At 71.2% G+C, this 19,065-nt stretch carries 18 protein-coding genes; 8 read left to right on the forward strand and 10 right to left on the reverse strand.

Features of this window, described 5'->3' with window-relative positions; genetic code table 11:
* Window positions 1–404 precede the first annotated feature (404 nt).
* From IE249_RS17035 to IE249_RS17045, 3 genes are all read right to left on the reverse strand, one after another.
* On the reverse strand, window positions 405–1,184 hold the full coding sequence (locus tag IE249_RS17035; protein WP_189705662.1) for an HAD-IIA family hydrolase: 780 nt from the start codon (window positions 1,182–1,184) through the stop codon (window positions 405–407).
* A gap of 112 nt (window positions 1,185–1,296) precedes the next feature.
* Window positions 1,297–2,145: a hypothetical protein gene (locus IE249_RS17040; RefSeq protein WP_189705663.1), complete on the reverse strand. Its 849-nt coding sequence runs from the start codon at window positions 2,143–2,145 to the stop codon at window positions 1,297–1,299.
* Window positions 2,146–2,247: 102 nt separating this feature from the next.
* The gene (locus IE249_RS17045; RefSeq protein ID WP_189705664.1) at window positions 2,248–3,456 is read right to left on the reverse strand and encodes an ROK family transcriptional regulator; all 1,209 of its coding nucleotides are present in this window, start codon (window positions 3,454–3,456) and stop codon (window positions 2,248–2,250) included.
* A gap of 83 nt (window positions 3,457–3,539) precedes the next feature.
* Here IE249_RS17045 and IE249_RS17050 point away from each other — a divergent pair, with 83 nt between their 5' ends.
* From IE249_RS17050 to IE249_RS17060, 3 genes are all read left to right on the forward strand, one after another.
* A complete protein-coding gene (locus tag IE249_RS17050; protein ID WP_189705665.1) occupies window positions 3,540–4,619 on the forward strand; it encodes a Gfo/Idh/MocA family oxidoreductase in 1,080 nt (359 codons plus the stop codon).
* 146 nt (window positions 4,620–4,765) lie between these two features.
* Complete coding sequence (locus IE249_RS17055; protein ID WP_189705741.1) at window positions 4,766–5,224, forward strand: heme-degrading domain-containing protein; 459 nt, start codon at window positions 4,766–4,768, stop codon at window positions 5,222–5,224.
* Between the two features lie 98 nt (window positions 5,225–5,322).
* A complete protein-coding gene (locus IE249_RS17060; RefSeq protein WP_189705666.1) occupies window positions 5,323–6,201 on the forward strand; it encodes an LLM class F420-dependent oxidoreductase in 879 nt (292 codons plus the stop codon).
* A gap of 63 nt (window positions 6,202–6,264) precedes the next feature.
* Here the strand turns inward: IE249_RS17060 and IE249_RS17065 are convergent, their stop codons facing one another.
* From IE249_RS17065 to IE249_RS17080, 4 genes are all read right to left on the reverse strand, one after another.
* On the reverse strand, window positions 6,265–7,122 hold the full coding sequence (locus IE249_RS17065; protein ID WP_189705667.1) for a fumarylacetoacetate hydrolase family protein: 858 nt from the start codon (window positions 7,120–7,122) through the stop codon (window positions 6,265–6,267).
* A 159-nt stretch (window positions 7,123–7,281) separates the two neighbouring features.
* Window positions 7,282–8,010, reverse strand: coding sequence for a YidC/Oxa1 family membrane protein insertase (locus tag IE249_RS17070; protein WP_189705668.1), 729 nt, complete (start codon window positions 8,008–8,010; stop codon window positions 7,282–7,284).
* Window positions 8,011–8,111: 101 nt separating this feature from the next.
* Window positions 8,112–8,438, reverse strand: a complete 327-nt coding sequence (locus tag IE249_RS17075) for a DUF6412 domain-containing protein (protein ID WP_373304401.1) — start codon at window positions 8,436–8,438, stop codon at window positions 8,112–8,114.
* A 63-nt stretch (window positions 8,439–8,501) separates the two neighbouring features.
* On the reverse strand, window positions 8,502–9,041 hold the full coding sequence (locus tag IE249_RS17080; RefSeq protein WP_189705669.1) for a winged helix-turn-helix transcriptional regulator: 540 nt from the start codon (window positions 9,039–9,041) through the stop codon (window positions 8,502–8,504).
* A gap of 106 nt (window positions 9,042–9,147) precedes the next feature.
* Here IE249_RS17080 and IE249_RS17085 point away from each other — a divergent pair, with 106 nt between their 5' ends.
* Complete coding sequence (locus IE249_RS17085) at window positions 9,148–10,578, forward strand: MFS transporter (RefSeq protein WP_189705670.1); 1,431 nt, start codon at window positions 9,148–9,150, stop codon at window positions 10,576–10,578.
* On the opposite strand, the gene IE249_RS17090 is transcribed toward IE249_RS17085, so the two are convergent.
* Complete coding sequence (locus IE249_RS17090; protein ID WP_189705671.1) at window positions 10,556–11,374, reverse strand: class E sortase; 819 nt, start codon at window positions 11,372–11,374, stop codon at window positions 10,556–10,558. The two genes, IE249_RS17085 and IE249_RS17090, sit on opposite strands and share 23 nt — an antisense overlap.
* 144 nt (window positions 11,375–11,518) lie before the next feature.
* Here IE249_RS17090 and IE249_RS17095 point away from each other — a divergent pair, with 144 nt between their 5' ends.
* Window positions 11,519–12,550: an SEC-C domain-containing protein gene (locus IE249_RS17095; protein ID WP_189705672.1), complete on the forward strand. Its 1,032-nt coding sequence runs from the start codon at window positions 11,519–11,521 to the stop codon at window positions 12,548–12,550.
* Between the two features lie 374 nt (window positions 12,551–12,924).
* Here IE249_RS17095 and IE249_RS17100 read toward each other — a convergent pair whose 3' ends face one another.
* Entirely contained in the window at window positions 12,925–13,617 is a 693-nt protein-coding gene (locus IE249_RS17100) for a hypothetical protein (RefSeq protein WP_189705673.1), read from the reverse strand.
* 227 nt (window positions 13,618–13,844) lie between these two features.
* Here IE249_RS17100 and IE249_RS17105 point away from each other — a divergent pair, with 227 nt between their 5' ends.
* On the forward strand, window positions 13,845–16,976 hold the full coding sequence (locus IE249_RS17105) for a DEAD/DEAH box helicase (RefSeq protein ID WP_268249701.1): 3,132 nt from the start codon (window positions 13,845–13,847) through the stop codon (window positions 16,974–16,976).
* A gap of 21 nt (window positions 16,977–16,997) precedes the next feature.
* On the opposite strand, the gene IE249_RS37570 is transcribed toward IE249_RS17105, so the two are convergent.
* Window positions 16,998–17,537: an ATP-binding protein gene (locus IE249_RS37570; protein WP_308434360.1), complete on the reverse strand. Its 540-nt coding sequence runs from the start codon at window positions 17,535–17,537 to the stop codon at window positions 16,998–17,000.
* 171 nt (window positions 17,538–17,708) lie between these two features.
* Here IE249_RS37570 and IE249_RS17115 point away from each other — a divergent pair, with 171 nt between their 5' ends.
* Both IE249_RS17115 and IE249_RS17120 read left to right on the forward strand, forming a co-directional pair.
* Window positions 17,709–18,557 carry a helix-turn-helix domain-containing protein gene (locus IE249_RS17115; protein WP_189705675.1) on the forward strand — a complete coding sequence of 283 codons (849 nt, stop codon included), beginning with the start codon at window positions 17,709–17,711 and terminating at the stop codon, window positions 18,555–18,557.
* On the forward strand, window positions 18,554–18,751 hold the full coding sequence (locus tag IE249_RS17120) for a DUF397 domain-containing protein (protein ID WP_189705676.1): 198 nt from the start codon (window positions 18,554–18,556) through the stop codon (window positions 18,749–18,751). The genes IE249_RS17115 and IE249_RS17120 overlap by 4 nt, the downstream gene beginning before the upstream one ends.
* Window positions 18,752–19,065: the final 314 nt, after the last annotated feature.

Below are 19,065 nucleotides of genomic sequence, written 5' to 3' on the forward strand. Positions count from 1 at the left end.
CAGCCCGGTCACGGCATGCAAGGTGCCGGGGGCGGCGGGAACGGCGCGCGGGGCGGACGTCCGCGGGCTCGGCGGAGGGCTCGATCGCGGACTCGATCGCGGGCTCGGTGGCAGCGCCGGGGGGCGCGCGGGCGCCGCCGGCACGGGCAGCACCGGCGCGGCGGGGGCGCGCGCGACGCGGTCCCGCAGGGCAGCCGCACGGTCGGCCGCGTGGTCCGCCGCGTGCGCCGCGGGCACGAGGGCCGCGGCGGCCAGCAGTCCCGCACAGACGGTGAGGCGTAGTGGACCCATCGTGAACAACCTCCGGGTACCAGGAGACTGCCGATGGCCCCGCCCCGCATCCGCGCGGGACGCGTTGTGCTCCGTTCGGGTGAGCGCGGTGTGGTGGGTGGGAGCGGTGAGCGCTAGATACGTTCGACCAGGTCGGCGATCGAGTCGACGGCCTCGGACGGGCGGAACGGGTAGCGGTCGACGTCCTGGGGCTGGGTGACTCCGCTCAGCACCAGGAACGTGCGCATTCCCGCCTCAAGACCGGCGAGCACATCGGTGTCCATGCGGTCGCCGATCATGGCGGACGTCTCGGAGTGGGCCCCGATCGCGTTCAGCCCGGCGCGCATCATCAGCGGGTTGGGCTTGCCGACGAAGTACGGCTTCCTGCCGGTCGCGGCCGTGATCAGCGCGGCCACCGAGCCGGTGGCGGGCAGGTCGCCCTCGACGGACGGGCCCACGTTGTCGGGGTTGGTGGCGATGAACCGGGCGCCGTTGTTGATGAGCCGCACGGCCTTGGTCAGGGCCTCGAAGGAGTACGTGCGGGTCTCGCCGAGGATCACGAAGTCGGGCTCGTGGTCGGTCAGGATGTACCCGATGTCGTGCAGCGCGGTGGTCAGGCCCGCCTCACCGATGACGTACGCGCTGCCGCCGGGCCGCTGGTCGTCGAGGAACTGGGCGGTGGCCAGGGCGGAGGTCCAGATGTTCCCCTCCGGCACGTCCAGGCCCATGCGCCGCAGCCGGGCGTGCAGGTCGCGCGGGGTGTAGATGGAGTTGTTGGTCAGCACCAGGAACGGGCGGCCGGACTCCCGCAGCTTCTTCAGGAAGGCGTCGGCGCCGGGGATCGGGACGCCCTCGTGGATCAGGACACCGTCCATGTCGGTGAGCCACGACTCGATGGGCTTGCGGTCTGCCATGTGCGGGGTCTCCTGCCGTACGCGGGCCTGCGTACGCCCAGCCTAGCCAGTGGCCGGATCTTGCCGAAACGGTCCGGCGGTCAGGGCTCCGCCCAGCACGGCGCGCCTTGTCTCAGCGGCGCCTCCAGGTCAGTACGAGCGTGCCGCCGGCGGCGAGCAGCAGGGCGGTGGCCGTGATCACGCCGAGGGGGGTGGTGAGGCCGGTCCGGGCGAGTTCGTCGGCGAGGGTCGGATCGTCGTGGGAGGGCGTGGGAGTGGGGACCAAAGAGGCGGTGGTGGAGGTGGCGGTGGCCGGGGGGCCGGTTTCCGGCGTGGCCGTGCCGGGAGCGGTGACCGTGCCGGGGGTGGTGACCGTGCCGGGGGCGGTGACCGTGCCGGAGTCGATGCGGAAGCGGTAGTCGTCGGACTGGCCGACCCAGTCGCCGTCGTCGTCGTGCCGCTGGACGACGGCCGCGTTCGCGGTGACCTCGTTCGCCACGGCGTCGGAGGTGATCGCGAGGCGGGCCTTCACGGTGACGGTCTTGCGCGGACCCACGGTGAAGCCGGGCAGCCCCGCGTCGAAGGGGCCGACGAGTTCGGCCTGGTCGGTGGTCTCGAAGCGCACGGGGTGGGGGCGGGAGCCGTCGTAGAAGTCCAGCCGGGCCTGGCCGGCCTTCAGGGCGCGCTTGGCGTCGACCAGGACGACCACCGGGTGGATGGCGGCGCAGGTGACGGAGGTGGTGTTGGTGAGGTCGATGGAGAAGGTGCCGTATCCGCCTCCGGCGGTGTAGCGGTCGGGGCCACCGTGGATGCGGCTGCTGATGGGGAAGTGACGGTCATCAGGACCAGCACAGACGGAACGCGCCCCGGCATCGACGGGACGCGAACCGGCGTCGAGGGGACGTGAGTCGGCGTGGGCCGGCCCGGTCAGGATGAGGGCGGCTGCGGCAAGGCAGGGGGACAGGGACGTGCACAGTCGCATGAACACATGACCATGCCGCAGCGACCACGCGACCGGAGGACGCCACGGGACCGAGCGCCCCGAACGGCCCCGCGAAACCCCTCGTCCGGCGGGCGGATCTCGTCAGCCACCGCCCCGGCCGAACACCGGGGCCAGGAGGAGTTGGGCCGCGCCCTCCGCGACCGACCGTTCGCCGCCGGGGGCGAGCCGTACCGGTACCGCGCCGCCCGGCAGACCCTCGCGCCGGGCCCGCGCGGCCAGCACCGCCGACACGCCCGCCACGAAGGCGTCCGGTGCGGCGGCCACCGTACGGCCGCCCAGCAGCACCAGTTCGATGTCCAGCAGCCCCACCAGGTTCGCGGCCCCGGCGCCCAGCACCCGCGCCGCCTCCTCCGTCTCCCCGCGTGCCACCGCCGCCAGGCACAGCGCCTCCACGCACCCCCGGTCCCCGCACTCGCACGGCGGTCCGTCCAGCTGGATCACCTGGTGCCCGAACTCCCCCGCCCCGGTCCGCGCCCCCCGGTGCACCCCGCCCCCGATCACCAGCCCGGCCCCGAGCCCCGTACCCACGTGGAGGTACGCGAAGGACCCGGCACCACCGCCGTCGTCGCCCCTCGCGACCGCGAGGCCGAGCGCGGCCGCGTTGGTGTCCTTGTCGACCACCACGGGCACCCCGAGCCGCCGCGCCAGCGCGTCCCGCAGCCCGAAGCCCTCCCACTGGGGGAACCCGGTCACCCGGTGCAGCACCCCGCTGCGGTGGTCCAGCGGTCCGGGCAGCGCGACCCCGACGCCGAGGAGGGACTCGGCGACCGGCGGCGCCAGGCCCTCGACCTGCCGGGCCACCTCCTCCACCACGACCTCGGCACCCGCCCCCGGGCCCCCCGCGTGCAGGGGCCCGCGCCGCTCGCCGACCACCGTGCCGTTCAGGTCGGCCAGCACCGCGCGCACCTCGTCCCGGTCGACGTGCACGCCGACCGCGTGCCCGGCCTCGGGGACCAGCCGCAGCACCGTGCGCGGCTTGCCCCCGGTGGAGGCGCGCCGGCCCGCCTCGGCGGCGAGCCCCTGGGCGCGCAGCCGCGCGGTGATCTTGCTGACGGCCTGCGGGGTGAGCCCGGTGCGCTCGGCGAGCTCCAGCCTGCTGATGCCCCCGGCACCGGCCCCGCGCAGCAGGTCGAGCACCAGGGCCGTGTTGTGGCTGCGCAGCGCGAGCAGGTTCGCCCCGGCTCCCGCCCCCGCACCTGCCCCCGCCCCGACGCGGGCGACCGCCCCCACACCCGGACTCGCGCCCGGTCCCCTGCCGGGACCCGCGTCTCCGCCCGCACCCACGCCCATCTCACCCTCACTCCCGGCCGGTTCCTCGCCCCCATTGTCCCCCGCGCTTGCACTTCGGCAACAGCGTTGCGAAAGTAGGACGCATGACTGGCACACCCCTTCGCGCAGGTCTCGTCGGCTACGGCCTCGCCGGCTCCGTCTTCCACGCCCCGCTGATCGCCGCCACCGAGGGCCTCGTCCTCGACACGGTGGTCACCTCCGACCCCGAGCGGCAGGCGCGGGCCCGCGCGGAGTTCCCGGACGTCCGCACCGTCGCCGGCCCCGACGAGCTGTTCGCCCGCTCCGCCGAGCTGGACCTGATCGTCGTCGCCTCCCCGAACAAGACGCACGTCCCGCTCGCCACCGCCGCCCTGGAGGCCGGTCTGCCCGTCGTGGTGGACAAGCCGGTGGCGGGTACGGCGGACGAGGCGCGACAGCTCGCCGCCCTCGCGGAGGAGCGCGGACTGCTGCTGTCCGTCTTCCAGAACCGCCGCTGGGACAACGACTTCCTCACCCTGCGCGAGCTGATCGCCGAGGACGAGCTGGGCGACGTATGGCGGTTCGAGTCGCGCTTCGAGCGGTGGCGGCCGCAGCTCAAGGGCGGCTGGCGCGAATCCGGCGACCCGGTGGAGATCGGCGGTCTGCTCTACGACCTCGGCAGCCACGTCGTCGACCAGGCGCTGGTGCTGTTCGGCCCCGTGACCCAGGTGTACGCCGAGTCGGTGGTGCGCCGGGCGGGGGCGGAGACCGACGACGACACGTTCATCGCGCTCACGCACGCGAACGGCGTCCGCTCCCACCTCTACGTCTCCGCCACGGCGGCCCAACTCGGCCCGCGCTTCCGGGTGCTGGGCTCGCGGGCCGGCTATGTGAAGCACGGGCTCGACCCCCAGGAGGCCGACCTGCGCGACGGGCGGCGCCCCGGTCGCCCGGGTCCCGGCGGCTGGGGCACGGAGGAGGAGTCCCTGTGGGGCCGCGTCGGCGCCGGCGAGTCCCCGCTGACCGGGGGCGGCCGTCCCGTGCCGACCCTGCCCGGCGACTACCCGGCGTACTACGCCGCCGTGGCCGCCGCCCTGCGCGAGGGCGCTCCGAACCCGGTGACCGCCGGCGAGGCGGCCGCCGCGCTCGACGTGCTGGAGGCGGCCCGGCGCTCGGCCCGCGAGGGCGTGGCGGTGGCGCTGTGACGAACAGACCCACACCGAGGTCCACCTCCGGATCCGCTTCCCGCTCCACCCCCGAGTCCTCCGAATCCCCCGTGTCCCCCAAGTCCCCCGAGTCCCCCGAGTCCCCCGAGTCCCCCGAGTCCAAGTCTCCCGAGAGCGCCCCGAGCATCGAGGAGCTCGAGGCGCAGGAACGCCGTCTGGTCTTCCGGCGGTTCACCCACGACGACGCCTGGGCGCTGGGCTCGCTGCTGGTGGAGCTGGCGCGGGAGCGACAGGCCCCGGTGGCGATCGACATCCACCGCGCCGGCCAGCAGCTCTTCCACGCGGCCCTGCCCGGCTCGACTCCGGACAACGACGCCTGGATCGCCCGCAAGCGGCGGGTGGTGGAGCGGTACGGCTCGGCGTCGTACCTGGTCGGCGCCCGCTTCCGGGCCAAGGGGACGACGTTCGAGGACTCCTCCCGCCTGGACCCCGACGCCTACGCGGCCCACGGCGGCTCCTTCCCGGTCACGGTGGACGGCGTCGGCGTGGTCGGCGCGGTGACGGTCTCGGGCCTGCCCCAGCTCCAGGACCACCGGCTGGTGGTGGAGGCGCTGGAGCGGCTCCTCGAAGGGCGGGACGAGTAGCCCCTTCGCGGCTTGCCCGGGGATTATCGGCGCGTTCCCCCGGGTTGGGGTGGCTGTAGACGTGATGATCACGGCACCCGCCCGGAGGGACTGGAACGATGAGCGACACGGCAGCACCGCTGAAGCAGAGGGTCGGACGGTACGGCGTCTGGAGCATCGGCCTGCGCTCGGAGGACCCCGCACGGCGCGGTGAGATCGCCGAGGCGGCCGCGGAGCTGGAGGAGCTCGGCTACGGCACGGCCTGGCTCGGCGGCAGCAGCGCCGCCGGCAACGCCGCCCCGCTGCTGGAGGCGACCTCGCGGCTCGCGGTGGGCACCAGCATCCAGAGCATCTGGCAGCACGACGCCGAGGCCGGCGCGGCCGGCTTCGCCGGGCTGGAGTCGGCCCACCCGGGCCGGTTCGTACTGGGGCTCGGGGTGAGCCACGCCAAGCTCGCGGAGCAGTACCGCCGCCCGTACTCGGCGCTGGTCGCGTATCTCGACGCCCTGGACGCGGCCGGGGTGCCCGCCGGGCGCCGGGTGCTGGCGGCGCTCGGCCCGAAGACCCTGGAGCTGTCCCGGGACCGGGCGGCGGGCGCGGTGCCGTACCTGGTGACGGCGGAGCACACCGCGCGGGCCCGCGAGATCCTGGGCGAAGGCCCGCTGCTCGCACCGGAGTTGAAGGTCATCCTGGACGAGGACCCCGAGCGCGCCCGTACGACCGCCCGCGACTACCTCGCCATGTACCTCGCCCTGCCCAACTACACCAACAACTTCCTGCGGCTGGGCTTCACCGAGGACGACCTCAAGGACGGCGGCAGCGACCGGCTGGTCGACGCGGTGTTCGCATGGGGCGACGACGCCCGGATCCGCGCCCGCGTGGAGGAGTTCCTCGCGGCGGGCGCGGACCACCTGGCGCTCCAGGTGGTGGTGGCGGGCGCCGAGCGCGAGGCGCTGCCCAGGCAGGAGTGGCGCCGCGTGGCGGCCCTCCTCGCCTGACCGCCCGCCCCCGAGCCCCGAACGCCCGGCCCCTGGCCTCCCGAGCCCCCAACGGCTGGGCGCCTACGCGTCCTTGAGCACCTGGCGCTGGCGCCCCAGCCCCTCCACCTCCAGTTCGACCACGTCCCCGGCCCGCAGATAGGGCTTGGGTTCGGGCCTGCCCATGGCCACCCCGGCGGGCGTACCGGTGTTGATGACGTCGCCGGGGTGGAGGGTCATGAACTGGCTGACGTAGCGCACGACTTCGGCGACGGGGAAGATCTGCTCGGCGGTGCTGCCGTCCTGCTTGAGCTCACCGTTGACCCACAGCCGCAGCGGCAGCCGCTGCGGGTCGGACACCTCGTCCGCCGTCACGAGCCAGGGGCCCAGCGGGTTGAAGGTCTCGCAGTTCTTCCCCTTGTCCCAGGTCCCGCCGCGCTCGATCTGGAACTCCCGCTCGGAAACGTCGTGCGCGACCGCGTACCCGGCGACATGCGCGAGGGCCTCCTCGCGGGACTCCAGATAGCGGGCCGTACGCCCGATGACGACCGCGAGTTCGACCTCCCAGTCGGTCTTCGTGGAGCCGCGCGGCACCAGCACGGTGTCGTTGGGTCCGACCACGGTGTCCGGCGCCTTGAAGAAGATCACCGGCTCGGCGGGCAGCTCCGCACCGGTCTCACGGGCGTGGTCGTGGTAGTTCAGCCCGATGCACACGATCTTGCCGATCCGCGCGAGCGGAGGCCCGATCCGCAGCCCGGCCGCGTCCAGCACGGGCAGCTCCCCCGCCCCGGCGGCGGCCCGGACCCGCCCGAGCGCGGCGTCGTCGGCGAGCAGGGCGCCGTCGATGTCCGGGACCACGTCCGACAGGTCCCGCAAGGTCCCGTCCGCGTCCAGCAGCGCGGGCCGCTCCGCACCCGCCGTACCGACTCGCAGCAGCTTCATCTTCCCCATCTCCCTCACTCACGGGCGGCCCGCCCGAGCGGCACGATCCGGGTGCGGCGGAACCGTCCGTCGGAGGCCTGTCCGATCCTCCAAGCCCCCCGTCCACTCCGCAAGACCCGGTTCACGTACTGGACCGGGTCCTGGTCCCTCCGGCCCACCTCACCGGTACAGCAGCACCCGCTCGACCGTGCTCCACGCCGTACTGGTCACCACGTACAACGCGGCGGCCAGCGGTACGACGGCGACGGTGACGAGCGTGAAGAAGGACATGAACGGCAGAGCCTTGGCCACCGCGCCGACGGCACCGCCGGCACCGGCCGCACCGCCACCCCCGGGTGCGGACAGGACCTCCGTACTCCGCCGCGCCCGCCGGTAGTCGAAGCCGGCGAGGAGGGCGACGACCGCGAACAGCGCCCAGTACACGCCCCCGGCCGCCCCGAAGACCTGGCCGTCGCCGAGGACGTCCGCCCACCGCCCGCCGAGCGGCGCCGCGAACAGCCGGTGCCCGAGCAGCCCGTCGGAGCCGTCAGCCGGCGCCGGACGGGAGAACAGGCGGTAGAGGAGGAAGAAGGCGGGCAGCTGGCACAGGCTCGGCAGCATGCCCGACAGTGGCGACACCTTCTCCGCCGCGTGCAGATCCAGCACCGCCTGCTGCAGCTTCCGCGGATCCTTCCGGTGCTTCTCCCGCAGCTCGGCGATCCTCGGCTGGAGCGCGGCCCGGGCCCGCTGTCCGCGCGCGGCGGCCCGGGAGAGGGGATGGACGAGGAGTCGTACGAGCGCGGTGAACAGGACGATCGCGGCGGCGGCCGCGGAGGCGTGGAACAACGGCTGGAGCAGGTCGGCGAGCTGCTCGACCAGGTGCTCGAGCAGGTGGGTGAGAACGGACATGGGTGAGCCCTCCGGGGGTCTCGTCGTGCCGGGAACGGGGACATGACGGCAGGACGACCCGCGCAGGGCGAGCTGGGTGGATGGAACAGCGGAAACGCGCCCTACGCGACGACGGTCGTCGTAGGAGCACACCCGGGCGCTCTCGGCCGGCGACGGCCGGGCGCGTCGGGATCACGCTGCGGCAGGAAGGCCGTACGGCGGTCCCGCTCCCGCAGGGCCGTACGCACCCGGGTGGGCGGGACGACGGGGGCGCAGCGCGAGGAGAGGAGGGCGCACGCGACGAGCGCCGCACCGGCGGCGACGGTCGCGGACAGGCTGCCCGGGTCGAGCAGCGCGAACTGGAGCACCAGGAGCAGGACCGGGAGCAGTGTCAGCACCGGCAGCGCGACGGCAGCGAGGGGACGGCGACGAAGCCGGTCACGGATCACACTCGCTCCCCCCTTCCTACCTTCCGCTGGTGATGCTCGCCCTTTGCCGCACCTCCCCGTCCGTCAGCCGATCCGTTCGGCGGGCTCCGGGTCGAGTGGTTCGAGGAGCCGCCTCGGCCTCAGCAGCGCCCGGCTGACCGGGTCGGCCGGGTCCGGGTCGAGTCCGGGGCCCGGCACCATGAGGACGTCCTCGACGGGTACGACGGTTCCGCACGCGGGGCATTCGCCGTACGGCCCGAGTTCGGTGCCGCAGTCCGCGTGCCGGAAGTAGCGCAGCCGGGCCTCGGTGAAGTGCTCGCGCCCCCACTGGCCGAGCGCCCGCAGGGTGGGCCACAGGGCGATGCCGCGTTCGGTGAGGACGTACTCGTCCCGGGGCGGCGACTGCTGGTAGCGCCGCTTCTCCAGGATCCCCTCGGCGGTGAGCGTCTGGAGCCGGGCGGCGAGCACCGCCCTGGGGATGCCGAGGTGCACGAGGAAGTCGTTGTACCGCCGGACCCCGTACAGCGCGTCACGGACGACGAGCAGCGTCCACCGCTCCCCGATGATCTCCAGCGCGCGGGCGATCGAGCACTCCTGCGTCGCGTAGTCCTTGCCCAGTGCCATGGCTCCACTGTAGCGACTTTACGACCTAATGGTTCGGTCACTGAACCGACGGTGTTACGGTGCGAGGACAAGCTAGGTTCATTCACCGAACTCTAAGGACGAGGCCATGACCGGACTCGGCTCCGCCACCCCGCGCACGCCCGCCACCACCGGCCCGGACGCCGGCCCCACCGCGCCCCGCCGCACCACACCCCCGCGGCGCGCACGTACCGGCTCACCCCCCGGCCCCCGAGCCACCCTCGCCCTGACCAGCGCCGCCACCGCCGTGGCCCTGATGACGTACACCGCGCCCGCGGTCACCCTCCCCGGCACCGCCGCCGCCCTGCACACCTCCCTCTCCGCCCAGGCGTGGCTGCTCAACGGCACCCCGCTGGGGCTGGCCGCCCTCCTCCTGGTCGCCGGCAGCCTGGCCGACGACTACGGCCGCCGCCGCGTCTTCCTCGCCGGCACCCTGGCCCTCGGCCTGACCACCGTGCTCGGCGCGGTCACCACCTCGACCTGGCAGTTCACGCTGGCCCGGGTGGCCCAGGGCGCGGCGAGCGCCGCCCTGCTGGCCAGCAGCCTGGGCCTGATCGTGCACGCCTTCCCCAGCCCGCGCGGCCGGCTCCACGCGACCGGCGTATGGGGCGCCTTCGTCAGCGGCGGCATCGCGCTGGGTCCGCTGCTCGCGGGCGCGCTGCCCGGCTGGCGGCTCGCGTACGCCGTGCTGGGCGGCGCGGCCCTGATCGTGGCCGCGCTCGGCACGCGCGCGCTGTCGGAGTCGCGCGCCCCGCGCCACGGCCGCCCCGACGTGCCCGGCGCGCTGGCCTTCGGACTGGCCCTGGTGGCCCTCGTGGCCGCCCTGACCCTCGGCCGGGACGGCTGGCTGCGGGCGCCGGTGGGTCTGCTGCTCGCCGCGACGGTGGCGCTGACCGCGGTGTTCTGGCTGGTGGAGCGCCGCTCGGCGACCCCGATGATCGACCTCTCCCTCCTGCGCCACCGCCGCTTCCTGGCCTCCTCCGCGGGCGGACTGTTCACGGGCCTGGCCGTGATCGGCCTGTTCACCTTCCTCCCGGCGCTGCTCCAGCGGGCGCTCGGCCTGTCCCCGCTGGACACGGCATGGCTGTTCCTGCTCTGGTCCGGCGTGAGTTTCGTGGTCGCCCTCCAGGCCAAGCGGCTGGCGGGCCGGATGCCCCCGCGCCGCCAACTGGCCCTCGGCTTCGTCCTGCACGCCGTCGCCGCCCTGAGCATGCTCGGCGCCCTGGGCTCCGGCACCTGGACCCGTCTGCTCCCCGGCCTGCTGATCGGCGGCGTCGGCAGCGGCCTCCTCAACGCCGCGCTGCCCCTGGCGGCCGTCGAGTCGGTCCCGCCCGAGCGGGCCGCCATGGGCTCGGGCGCCCAGCAGACCTTCCGCTACGTCGGCTCGTGCGCCGGCGTGGCCCTGACCATCGCCATCGCGACCTCCGCGGGCAGCCTGACCCGGGGCGCCGACGTGGCGATGGTGGTCTCGGCGGCGCTGGCCGCTGCCGGCGCGGTCATCGTGGCCGCATTGCGGTGAGCGTGCCCCAGACCACCAGCCGGTACCGGGAGGTGAACTCCGGGGTGCAGGTGGTGAGGGTGACGTAGTAGCCCGGGTTCCGGTATCCGTACGCGGGCTCGACCAGACTCCTCGGCACGGGCCGGATCACCCCGTCGTCCCGCGCGGAGGTCTGCGGGAGGATCCGGTCGACGGCGTACGTGTAGACGGCGGTCCGTGTCTCCACCTCGACGAGGTCGCGCGGCCGCAGCCGGTCGAGGTACCGGAAGGGCTCGCCGTGCGTGTTGCGGTGCCCGGCGAGCGCGAAGTTCCCCGCCTGGCCCGGCTGTTGGGTGCCGGGGTAGTGACCGACGTACCCCTTGTTGAGCACGTCCCGCCGTCCGACCCCCTCGGCGACGGGCACGCGGAGGCCGAGACGGGGGATGACGAGGACGGCGTAGGCCTGGGCCCAGTCCGGCCGCGACGGCCCGGGAACGGCGGTAGGCACCGGCACTGGGCCCCCGCCACCCGCCATCCGCCCGCCGGACGCACCGGACCCGCCGGTGGAACCGGACGCCCCCGAGCCACCGTCCGCCGGCGCTGATGCCGCCCCCTCCGCCGCCCGACCCGCGCGGGACGTCCCCCACTCCTGCTCCAGGGCCCGAACCTCCCGCGCGGCCCCCTGCCTCGCCTCCCGGTTGGTCCACCACAGCTGATGGACGACGAGCAGCAGAAGCAGCAACCCCGCGGTGAGGAGCACCTCGCCCCCGGTCCACAGCGCCCGCCGCCGCAGCGCGCGCCTCCGCCGGGTCCGGTGCTGCACGACGGGAACCCGCATACGCCCGCCCTCCTTCCAGACGCCGGCGCCACCACTGGCCGCGCGCACCATAAGGGCGACGGCCGAAGGTTGCCAGCCATAGTGCGGGCCCCCTGGCCTGCAGATACCTGACTGTTGCCGCCGCCCGGCAGTACGGTGTCCCCCATGCGCCCCGACACGCCCGCCGAAAACGTCGACCACGCCGCCGAAGCCGCCCGCCTGGAGCGGACCGCAGGCCTGTATCCCGAGGACGCCGAGGCCCTGCTCCTGCAGGCCGCGGCCCACCTGGAACTGTCCGGCGACCGCCCCGCCGCGACGACGCTCTACGACCGCCTGCTGTCCTCCCACGACGGCCTGGAGAACCCCCACCTGGTCCGCGCCCTGAAGGCCGCCAACCTGTGGGAGTACGACCACGAGGCGGAGGCCAGGGCGATCATCGACGGCATTCGGGCCACCGCGCCCAGGGACCCGGCCCCCTGGGTGATCGTCGCGGAGTCACTGGAGTCCCACGACGAGCTGGAGGCGGCGCACAAGACGTTCACGGAGGCGGTGGAACTGCTGCTGGCCGACGCCGAGCAGCCCCCGCGCGCCACGCACCCCCTCCTCTTCGGACGTCACCGGGTGCGCCGCATGATGGGCGCGGCCCACGACGACTGGGACATGCTCGCCGACACCCTGCACTCCTCCCCGGTCTCCCTGGACGAACTGCACGACCCCAAACGGGTCTGGTCCCTCGGCTCGGAGAACCCGGCGGAGCTGGAGGCGGAGATCGCCCGCCTGCGCGCGGAGCTGGGCACCTACCGCGAGGCCCTCTCCCGCCCCTTCCCTGTCGCCGTCCTGCACTGGCCGGCGGCGGAACTGGCCGAACTCCTCAGCGCGTACGGCGACCTCTCCGCGGAGTACCCCTCCCACGAGACCCACCTGGCGACGATAGAGGCGTCCCTGCGCGAACTGTCCGCCTCCGGCACCGCCAACCTGGGCATCGTCACCGGCACGGTCCCCTCCTACGAGGCCTTCGCGGCCTCAGAGGGCACCTCCCCGTCCGACCCGGCCCTGCTCCCCCAGTACGCCACAACCCTGGCGGCCAGAGGCCGAGCCGTACCTTGGCCGCCCCAACGGGGCGAGTCCTGCTGGTGCGGCACGGGCAAGCCGTACACGTCCTGCCACGGGGGCTCTGGGCCTACGGCGACCGACTGAGGATGCGGAGCCCGCTGGGCGTGCCGGACCCCGGCCCGGAGTGAGCACACTCGTCAACTTGCCCGACTTTCGGTGTGCTCGACGAGGGACGACCGCCGGGTGATGGTCGTGGAACGTCCTGGCCCAGTCGGCAGACGGGCCCGACCCGGACCCCGCCACGTGGTGGAACGACTTCCACAACTGGGTCCGCGACGCGACGGCCAGAAGGGCTACATCCGCTACGAACACGCCTGCACCTAGACCGATCAGCGGTCAGTCCATGGCCGGGTCCCCGTCGTCGGCTGACCGTGAACATTGAGCACGGCGTATACACGCCATGGCTCGAAGCACGGATCAGCGGTTCCCCATCCCTGCACGGAACGGGGAGCGGGCGCCTACTTCACGTTGCCGGTGAAGATCGCGCTTTCCGAATCCATGTCGGGAGACACTTCGATCTGGATGATCTTCTGCTTCTTGGGCAGCTCGCAGCCCCATGTCACGTTGATCGATCTTCCGGCCAGGAGCTTGGTGTCGGGACCTCCGTCAAGGTCGTGCTCGCTGTCAAAGATCGATTCGCTGCTGCGCCCGTCCTCTCCGTAAGAGCAGTTGACGGTGAGTCCGGTGGTGTCGAGGGTCTCGGTACCGCCGTTCTTGATCTTTATGGTGAACTGCACGTAGTTGGTGTTCTCGGGCGATGCGTACTCGCTGGACACCAACCGCCGGATTCCTGAGAGGGTGACAGCGACATCGTTCTCATAGGTGACGCTGTCGGTCAGCGCATAGGCATCGCCGCTGCTGTCGCCGCTCGTTGAGTCGTCCGTGGCCTCATCCGTCGGATCTGCCACATCGTCCGCCGCCGCGTCGCCAGTGTCGTCGCCAGCGGTCTCGGTGACCGTGACAGTGGGGGCCACCTTGGCGCTGGTGCCACCGGCGACGCCCGCCGTGACGGCGGCGGAGACGACCGCGGCCACGACCGCGGCGGCCACGGCAACGATGACGGTTCTGCTCTTTGCCGACGGAGGCTGCGGAAGCAGCGGCTGCGGCGGCCCGTAGTGCGGCATAGGCGGGGGCGTGATGTTGTGGCTCATGGTCCCCCCATGGATTTGCTTGAGTGCTACATCTTCTCGCGAACACAAAGCCTTGTGGAGATCTCGTGATGAAATCGTGTCAACCCAGTAAGGTCGCGATCGTCCGTACCCGTCCTGCCTTCGATGGGAGAACAGGACCATTGGTCCCGCCGTTGTCAGCCCCACCTGTTACAACGGATCCACGTTGACGTGTGGCCGAGGGGGGCATCGTGGCGGGAGCCGGGGAAGTGGGACAGCAGCCTGTCGCTGGTGTGTACGAGAAGCTGATCACTCAGGATGTGCGAGATGAGCTGAAGCAGCTCGAGTCCATGGGGTGGAAGGCCATCGACGCGGAAGTCAGCGCCGAGTCCACGCCGCATGTGCTGGCACGGCACATCGGCGAGGTGGTAGCCCGCAGACTGAACCAGCTCCCGCCCACCCAGCAGGTTCGCTTCGCCAACCACATCCTGTCCTCTCTGGAGACCGGCGGTGCCGAGCACGGCGAGCCTGACCTTTCGGGCACAGTCGTCGAGGGCCCACGGCAGTTGCTGGCCCTCGCCAAGCAGGAGGCACCGGGGGCCTACGCGATCCGCCCGCTGACCCCGTTGTCCGAGACCTCGCTGCTCACGAACTCGCCGGAGGACCTCAGTCTGGGTGCCGAACTGCGGGCCGAGTTGGCGACAGCGGACCGCATCGATCTGCTCTGCGCCTTCGTGAAGTGGTACGGCATAAGGGTTCTGGAGGATGCCCTGCGTTCCGCCAAGGAGCGGGGCGTACCGATCCGCGTCATCACGACCACCTACATGGGTGCCACCGACCGCCACGCGCTTGACCGCCTGGTCCGCGACTTCGGCGCCACCGTCAAGGTCAACTACGAGATCCGATCCACCCGCCTGCACGCCAAGGCCTGGCTCTTCCGGCGCCACACGGGCTTCGACACCGCGTACGTAGGGTCCTCGAACCTCTCCCGGGCCGCTCTGCTCGACGGCCTGGAGTGGAACGTACGGCTGTCATCCGTCGCCACACCCGCGGTGCTGGACAAGTTCGAGGCGACCTTCGACGCGTACTGGAACGACACGGCTTTCGAGACCTACGACCCCGACCTGCACGGAGAGCGACTTGACGGAGCTCTCGCCCAGGCGGGCGCCAAGGGTTCCAGCACCGATCTGAAGATCAACCTCTCCGGCCTGGAAGTACGCCCCTTCCCGCACCAGCGGGACATGCTGGAACGTCTCACCGTGGAGCGGGAAATCCGTGGGCGGCACCGCAACCTTCTGGTCGCGGCAACTGGTACGGGGAAGACGGTCATGGCCGCCCTCGACTACCGAAGCCTGTCCCGAAACTGGGACGGCAGACGTCCGAGATTGCTGTTCGTGGCTCACCGCAAGGAGATCCTCAAGCAGTCTCTGCGCACCTACCGGGAAGTCCTGGACGACGCCTCGTTCGGCGAGTTGCTGCACGCCGGCATGGAGCCCCGGGCTTGGGATCACGTGTTCGCCAGCGTCCAGTCGCTGAACGTCCAGCGGCTTGAGCAACTGGCTTCCGACCACTTCGACATCATCGTCATCGACGAGTTCCACCACGCCACGGCCACCACATATCGGCGGGTCATCGACCATTTCCAGCCGCGGGAGTTGCTGGGTCTGACGGCGACCCCGGAGCGGATGGACGGGCTCAACGTCCAGGACGAGTTCTTCGACGGCCGCATCGCCGCCGAAATGCGGTTGTGGGAGGCCCTCGAGAACGACCTGCTCTGCCCCTTCCACTACTTCGGCATCCCGGATGGCACGGATTTGACGAACCTGGGCTGGCAGAAGGGCTCATACGCCGACCAGGAACTCGGCAACCTCTACACCGGCGACCACGCGCGTGCCCGGATCGTGGTCAAGCAGATCCGCGACAAGGTGTCCAATCCCGGCGGCATGCGCGCTCTCGGCTTCTGTGTGACCAAAGCGCACGCGCACTTCATGGCGGGCTTCTTCCGGGAGGCCGGTTTCCAGGCAGTGGCGCTCGACAGCGACTCTTCGGCCGAGACGCGCACCCGAGCATTGTCCGACCTGTCCGCCGGCAAGCTGCAGGTGATCTTCTCCGTCGACCTCTTCAACGAGGGACTCGACATCCCCGACGTCGACACACTGCTGCTCCTTCGCCCCACCAACAGCGCCACCGTCTTTCTCCAGCAGTTGGGCCGGGGGCTGCGCCGCACCGAGACCAAGCCTGTGCTCACGGTGCTCGACTTCATCGGCCAGCACCGAGCGGAATTCCGCTTCGAGGAGCAGTTCCGTGCGCTGACCAACCTGTCACGGAATCGCCTCGTCGACCACATAGAGCACGATTTCCCGCAGCTGCCGTCCGGTTGCCAGATCATCCTTGAGGGCAAGTCCAAAGACCTCGTCCTGGACAACATCCGGACGCAGCTTGGTGCGACGGTGAAGACACTGGTGAAGGAGGTGAAGGCGTACAGCACCCCGCGCCTTGCAGACTACCTTCGGGAGAGCCGCCGGGAGATCAAGGAGCTCTACAAGGGCGGGAACTCCTGGACGGTCGTGCTTCGCCGGGCCGGGCTGGTCGACGAGTTCGCACCCTCAGATGAGGACGCACTGCTGAAGCGGGTACACGCGTTCCTCCACGTCGACGACCCCGAGCGCGCCCAGGCCTACCTCCGACTCCTTGAGGATGACGCGCCGCCGTACGAGAAACTGGACGCACTCGACCAGTCGTACGCGCGCATGCTGTTTTTCAATCTCTGGGACAACGCGGGCGGTTTCACCAGCTATCAGCAGGGGCTTGAGTCGCTGCGCGCACAGCGGACGTTCCGCGACGAGTTGCGCCAGGTGCTGGCGCACGTCATGGAGCAGGCCGACCATGTACCCGTGCCGCTCTCCGGACGCCTCAGCAGGGTCCCGTTGAAGGTCCACAGCGCCTACAACCGTTCCGAGATCCTCGCCGCTCTCGGAGTCGCCCGCTTCGGCGGGCAGATGCCCCGCACCTTCGCACAGGGCGTGCAGTGGGTGGAGGAACTACGGACGGACGCACTGCTGATCACGTTGGAGAAGAACGAGAAGGACTTCTCGCCAACCATCCGCTACAAGGACTACGCACTGAGCCCGACGCTCCTCCACTGGGAGTCCCAGAACGCGACGGCAGCGGATTCCCCTACCGGCATGCGCTACCGGGAGCACAAGCAGCGTGGCAGCAGCATCCTGCTCTTCATGCGCCGCTACAAGAACAGCGACATAGGCAAGTCCCAGCCCTGGATGCTCCTCGGGCCTGCCACCTACGAGGGCCACACAGGCAGCAAGCCCATGGCGATCACCTGGCGCCTGGATCACGAACTACCGGCCGACGTGTGGACATATTCGGCGATCACGGCAAGCTGAGCGCGTAGGCCGGCCGATCGGTCAGTTCTGTCCGCTCTTCGCCTCGAAGTGGGCCTGGGCTCGGTCGGGTACGCCGTCGTCCGGGACCTGGCGGTGCGCTGTGGTGCGAGCAGTGCTCAGCTCGCACCACGTCACCTTGCGGTCCGCGGTCACTTCGACACCCCATCGCTCGCTGACGGCGTCGATCAGCGCCATGCCGCGCCCTGACTCAGCATCCAGTCCGACCTCGGTCAGCGTGGGGAGAGCACGAGGATCAGGGTCGCGCACCTCGATGCGCAGGCGCCCGCCGGACAGGGAGACGGTGAGCATGGAGGGGGTCCCGGGCCCGATGTGCCTGATCACGTTCGCGACGAGCTCACCGACGCACAACTGAGCAGCGTCACTGACCTCCTGAAGGCCCCAGTCCTCCAACTGGGCCCGCAGAAGCCTCCGAAGAGCTGACAGGCCCTCGGCCTCGGCCTGAAATGGCAGCTCCCAGTGTCCACTTGGTGGCCGGCCGGCGGAGTCCGTGAGCTGTCCGGCGTTCACACCCACTCCGTCGAAGACGCGAACAATCGGCACTTTGCGTGTTTCCATAGCCACACAGCGTTGCAGTGAAACTCTCAAAATGGAACTCTCACAAAGAGGGGGCCGGGAGCACAGCGATGCGATGCGCGCCCCCGGCGCACACCTCCTTGCTCGCCACCCCGCGCGACAGCGACGATCTACCCGACCACACGAAGGGCCGATGGCATGGCAGTTGGACCGACCACTCGCAGGCGCCAGTTGGGCGCGGACCTGCGTCGCCTCCGTGAGCTGAAGGGTCTGACCCTTGAGGAGGCCGGAGCGCGCGTCGGCATCTCGAAGGCAACGCTCAGCCGTTACGAGACGAAAGAGGGCACGGTCAAATGGCCGGCCGTCGACGCACTGTGCCGGGAGTACGGAGCATCGGAGGCAGAGCGGCTCGCCCTGGTCGAGTTGGCGAAGGGGGCCAGGATCCAGGGCTGGTGGCGCTCACTCGCCGACCCCATCCCCGAGTCCATGAACTTGATGCTCACCCTCGAAGACGAAGTGGTGCGCGAGGACCACTACGCCTGTATGTACGTACCCGGCCTGCTCCAGACCCGCGCGTACGCAGAAGCCGTTCACCGGGCCTCCGAAGTGCGGTGCGGTGAGCGCGAGGTCCAGCACATGGTCGACATCCGCATGAAGCGGCAGGAGTTGCTGGAGCGTTCTGAGCCACCGCACATCTGGTGCGTGATCGACGAGGCGGCAATCCGGCGCCAGGTAGGTGGCGTTGAGGTAATGCGCCAGCAGCTCGAACACCTGCTGACCATGTCGCAACGACCGCATGTCACCGTCCAGGTATTGCCGTTCACTCGAGGTGCTCACGCGGCTGCCGTCGGCAGCTTCGCCGTCCTGCGCGGACAGTCTCCGGAGCTGGACGTCGCCTACGTGGACCTCCTCGGCGGAGGCCTCTTCATGGAGAAGCCGCAGGAGTTGGAGCGCTATAGGTTGGCATTCCAGTACCTCAGCGCTCAGGCGCTCGACCTGGAGTCCTCAGCCGAGCTCATCGACCGCATCCACAAGGAGCCCCAATGACGGCATCACAACCGAACTGGTTCAAGTCCTCTTACAGCGGCGGCAGCGGAACAGAGTGCGTGGAGTGCGCGGTGGTTGCGGATGACGTACTCATACATGACTCCAAGTGGGTGGGCGGTCCCGTCATTGGCGTACGAGCTGACGCGTGGCGCGCTTTCGTGCGAGACGCCCTCAAGAGGTCCCCACTGCACTGAAGTTGAGCCCTGTGGTGGACTGAGCTGATTTGGCACCCACCAGAGAGGGACGGACAGCACATGGGCTGGGGAGAATTGTCCGGGCTGCGTCGCGGGAGTCGGGTTCACTTCGTTCTTGCCTGGGTGCTGTGTGTGCTTGCGCTGCTGCTTAAGGCGGTGACCTGGCTGCCCGGGCCGAGCAGGGTTCCCTTCGTCGCTGTGGGCGCCCTGTTTGTCGCGGTGTTTCCGGTCGTCATCGGCGCCATGGTGCGGACCTTCTTCTCCGAGGGTGGGCGGATTCTGCTCGGCAGCGCGAACGCCGGTCGCATGATGTT

Source organism: Streptomyces anandii JCM 4720, from assembly GCF_014650655.1.
Lineage (GTDB): Bacteria > Actinomycetota > Actinomycetes > Streptomycetales > Streptomycetaceae > Streptomyces > Streptomyces anandii.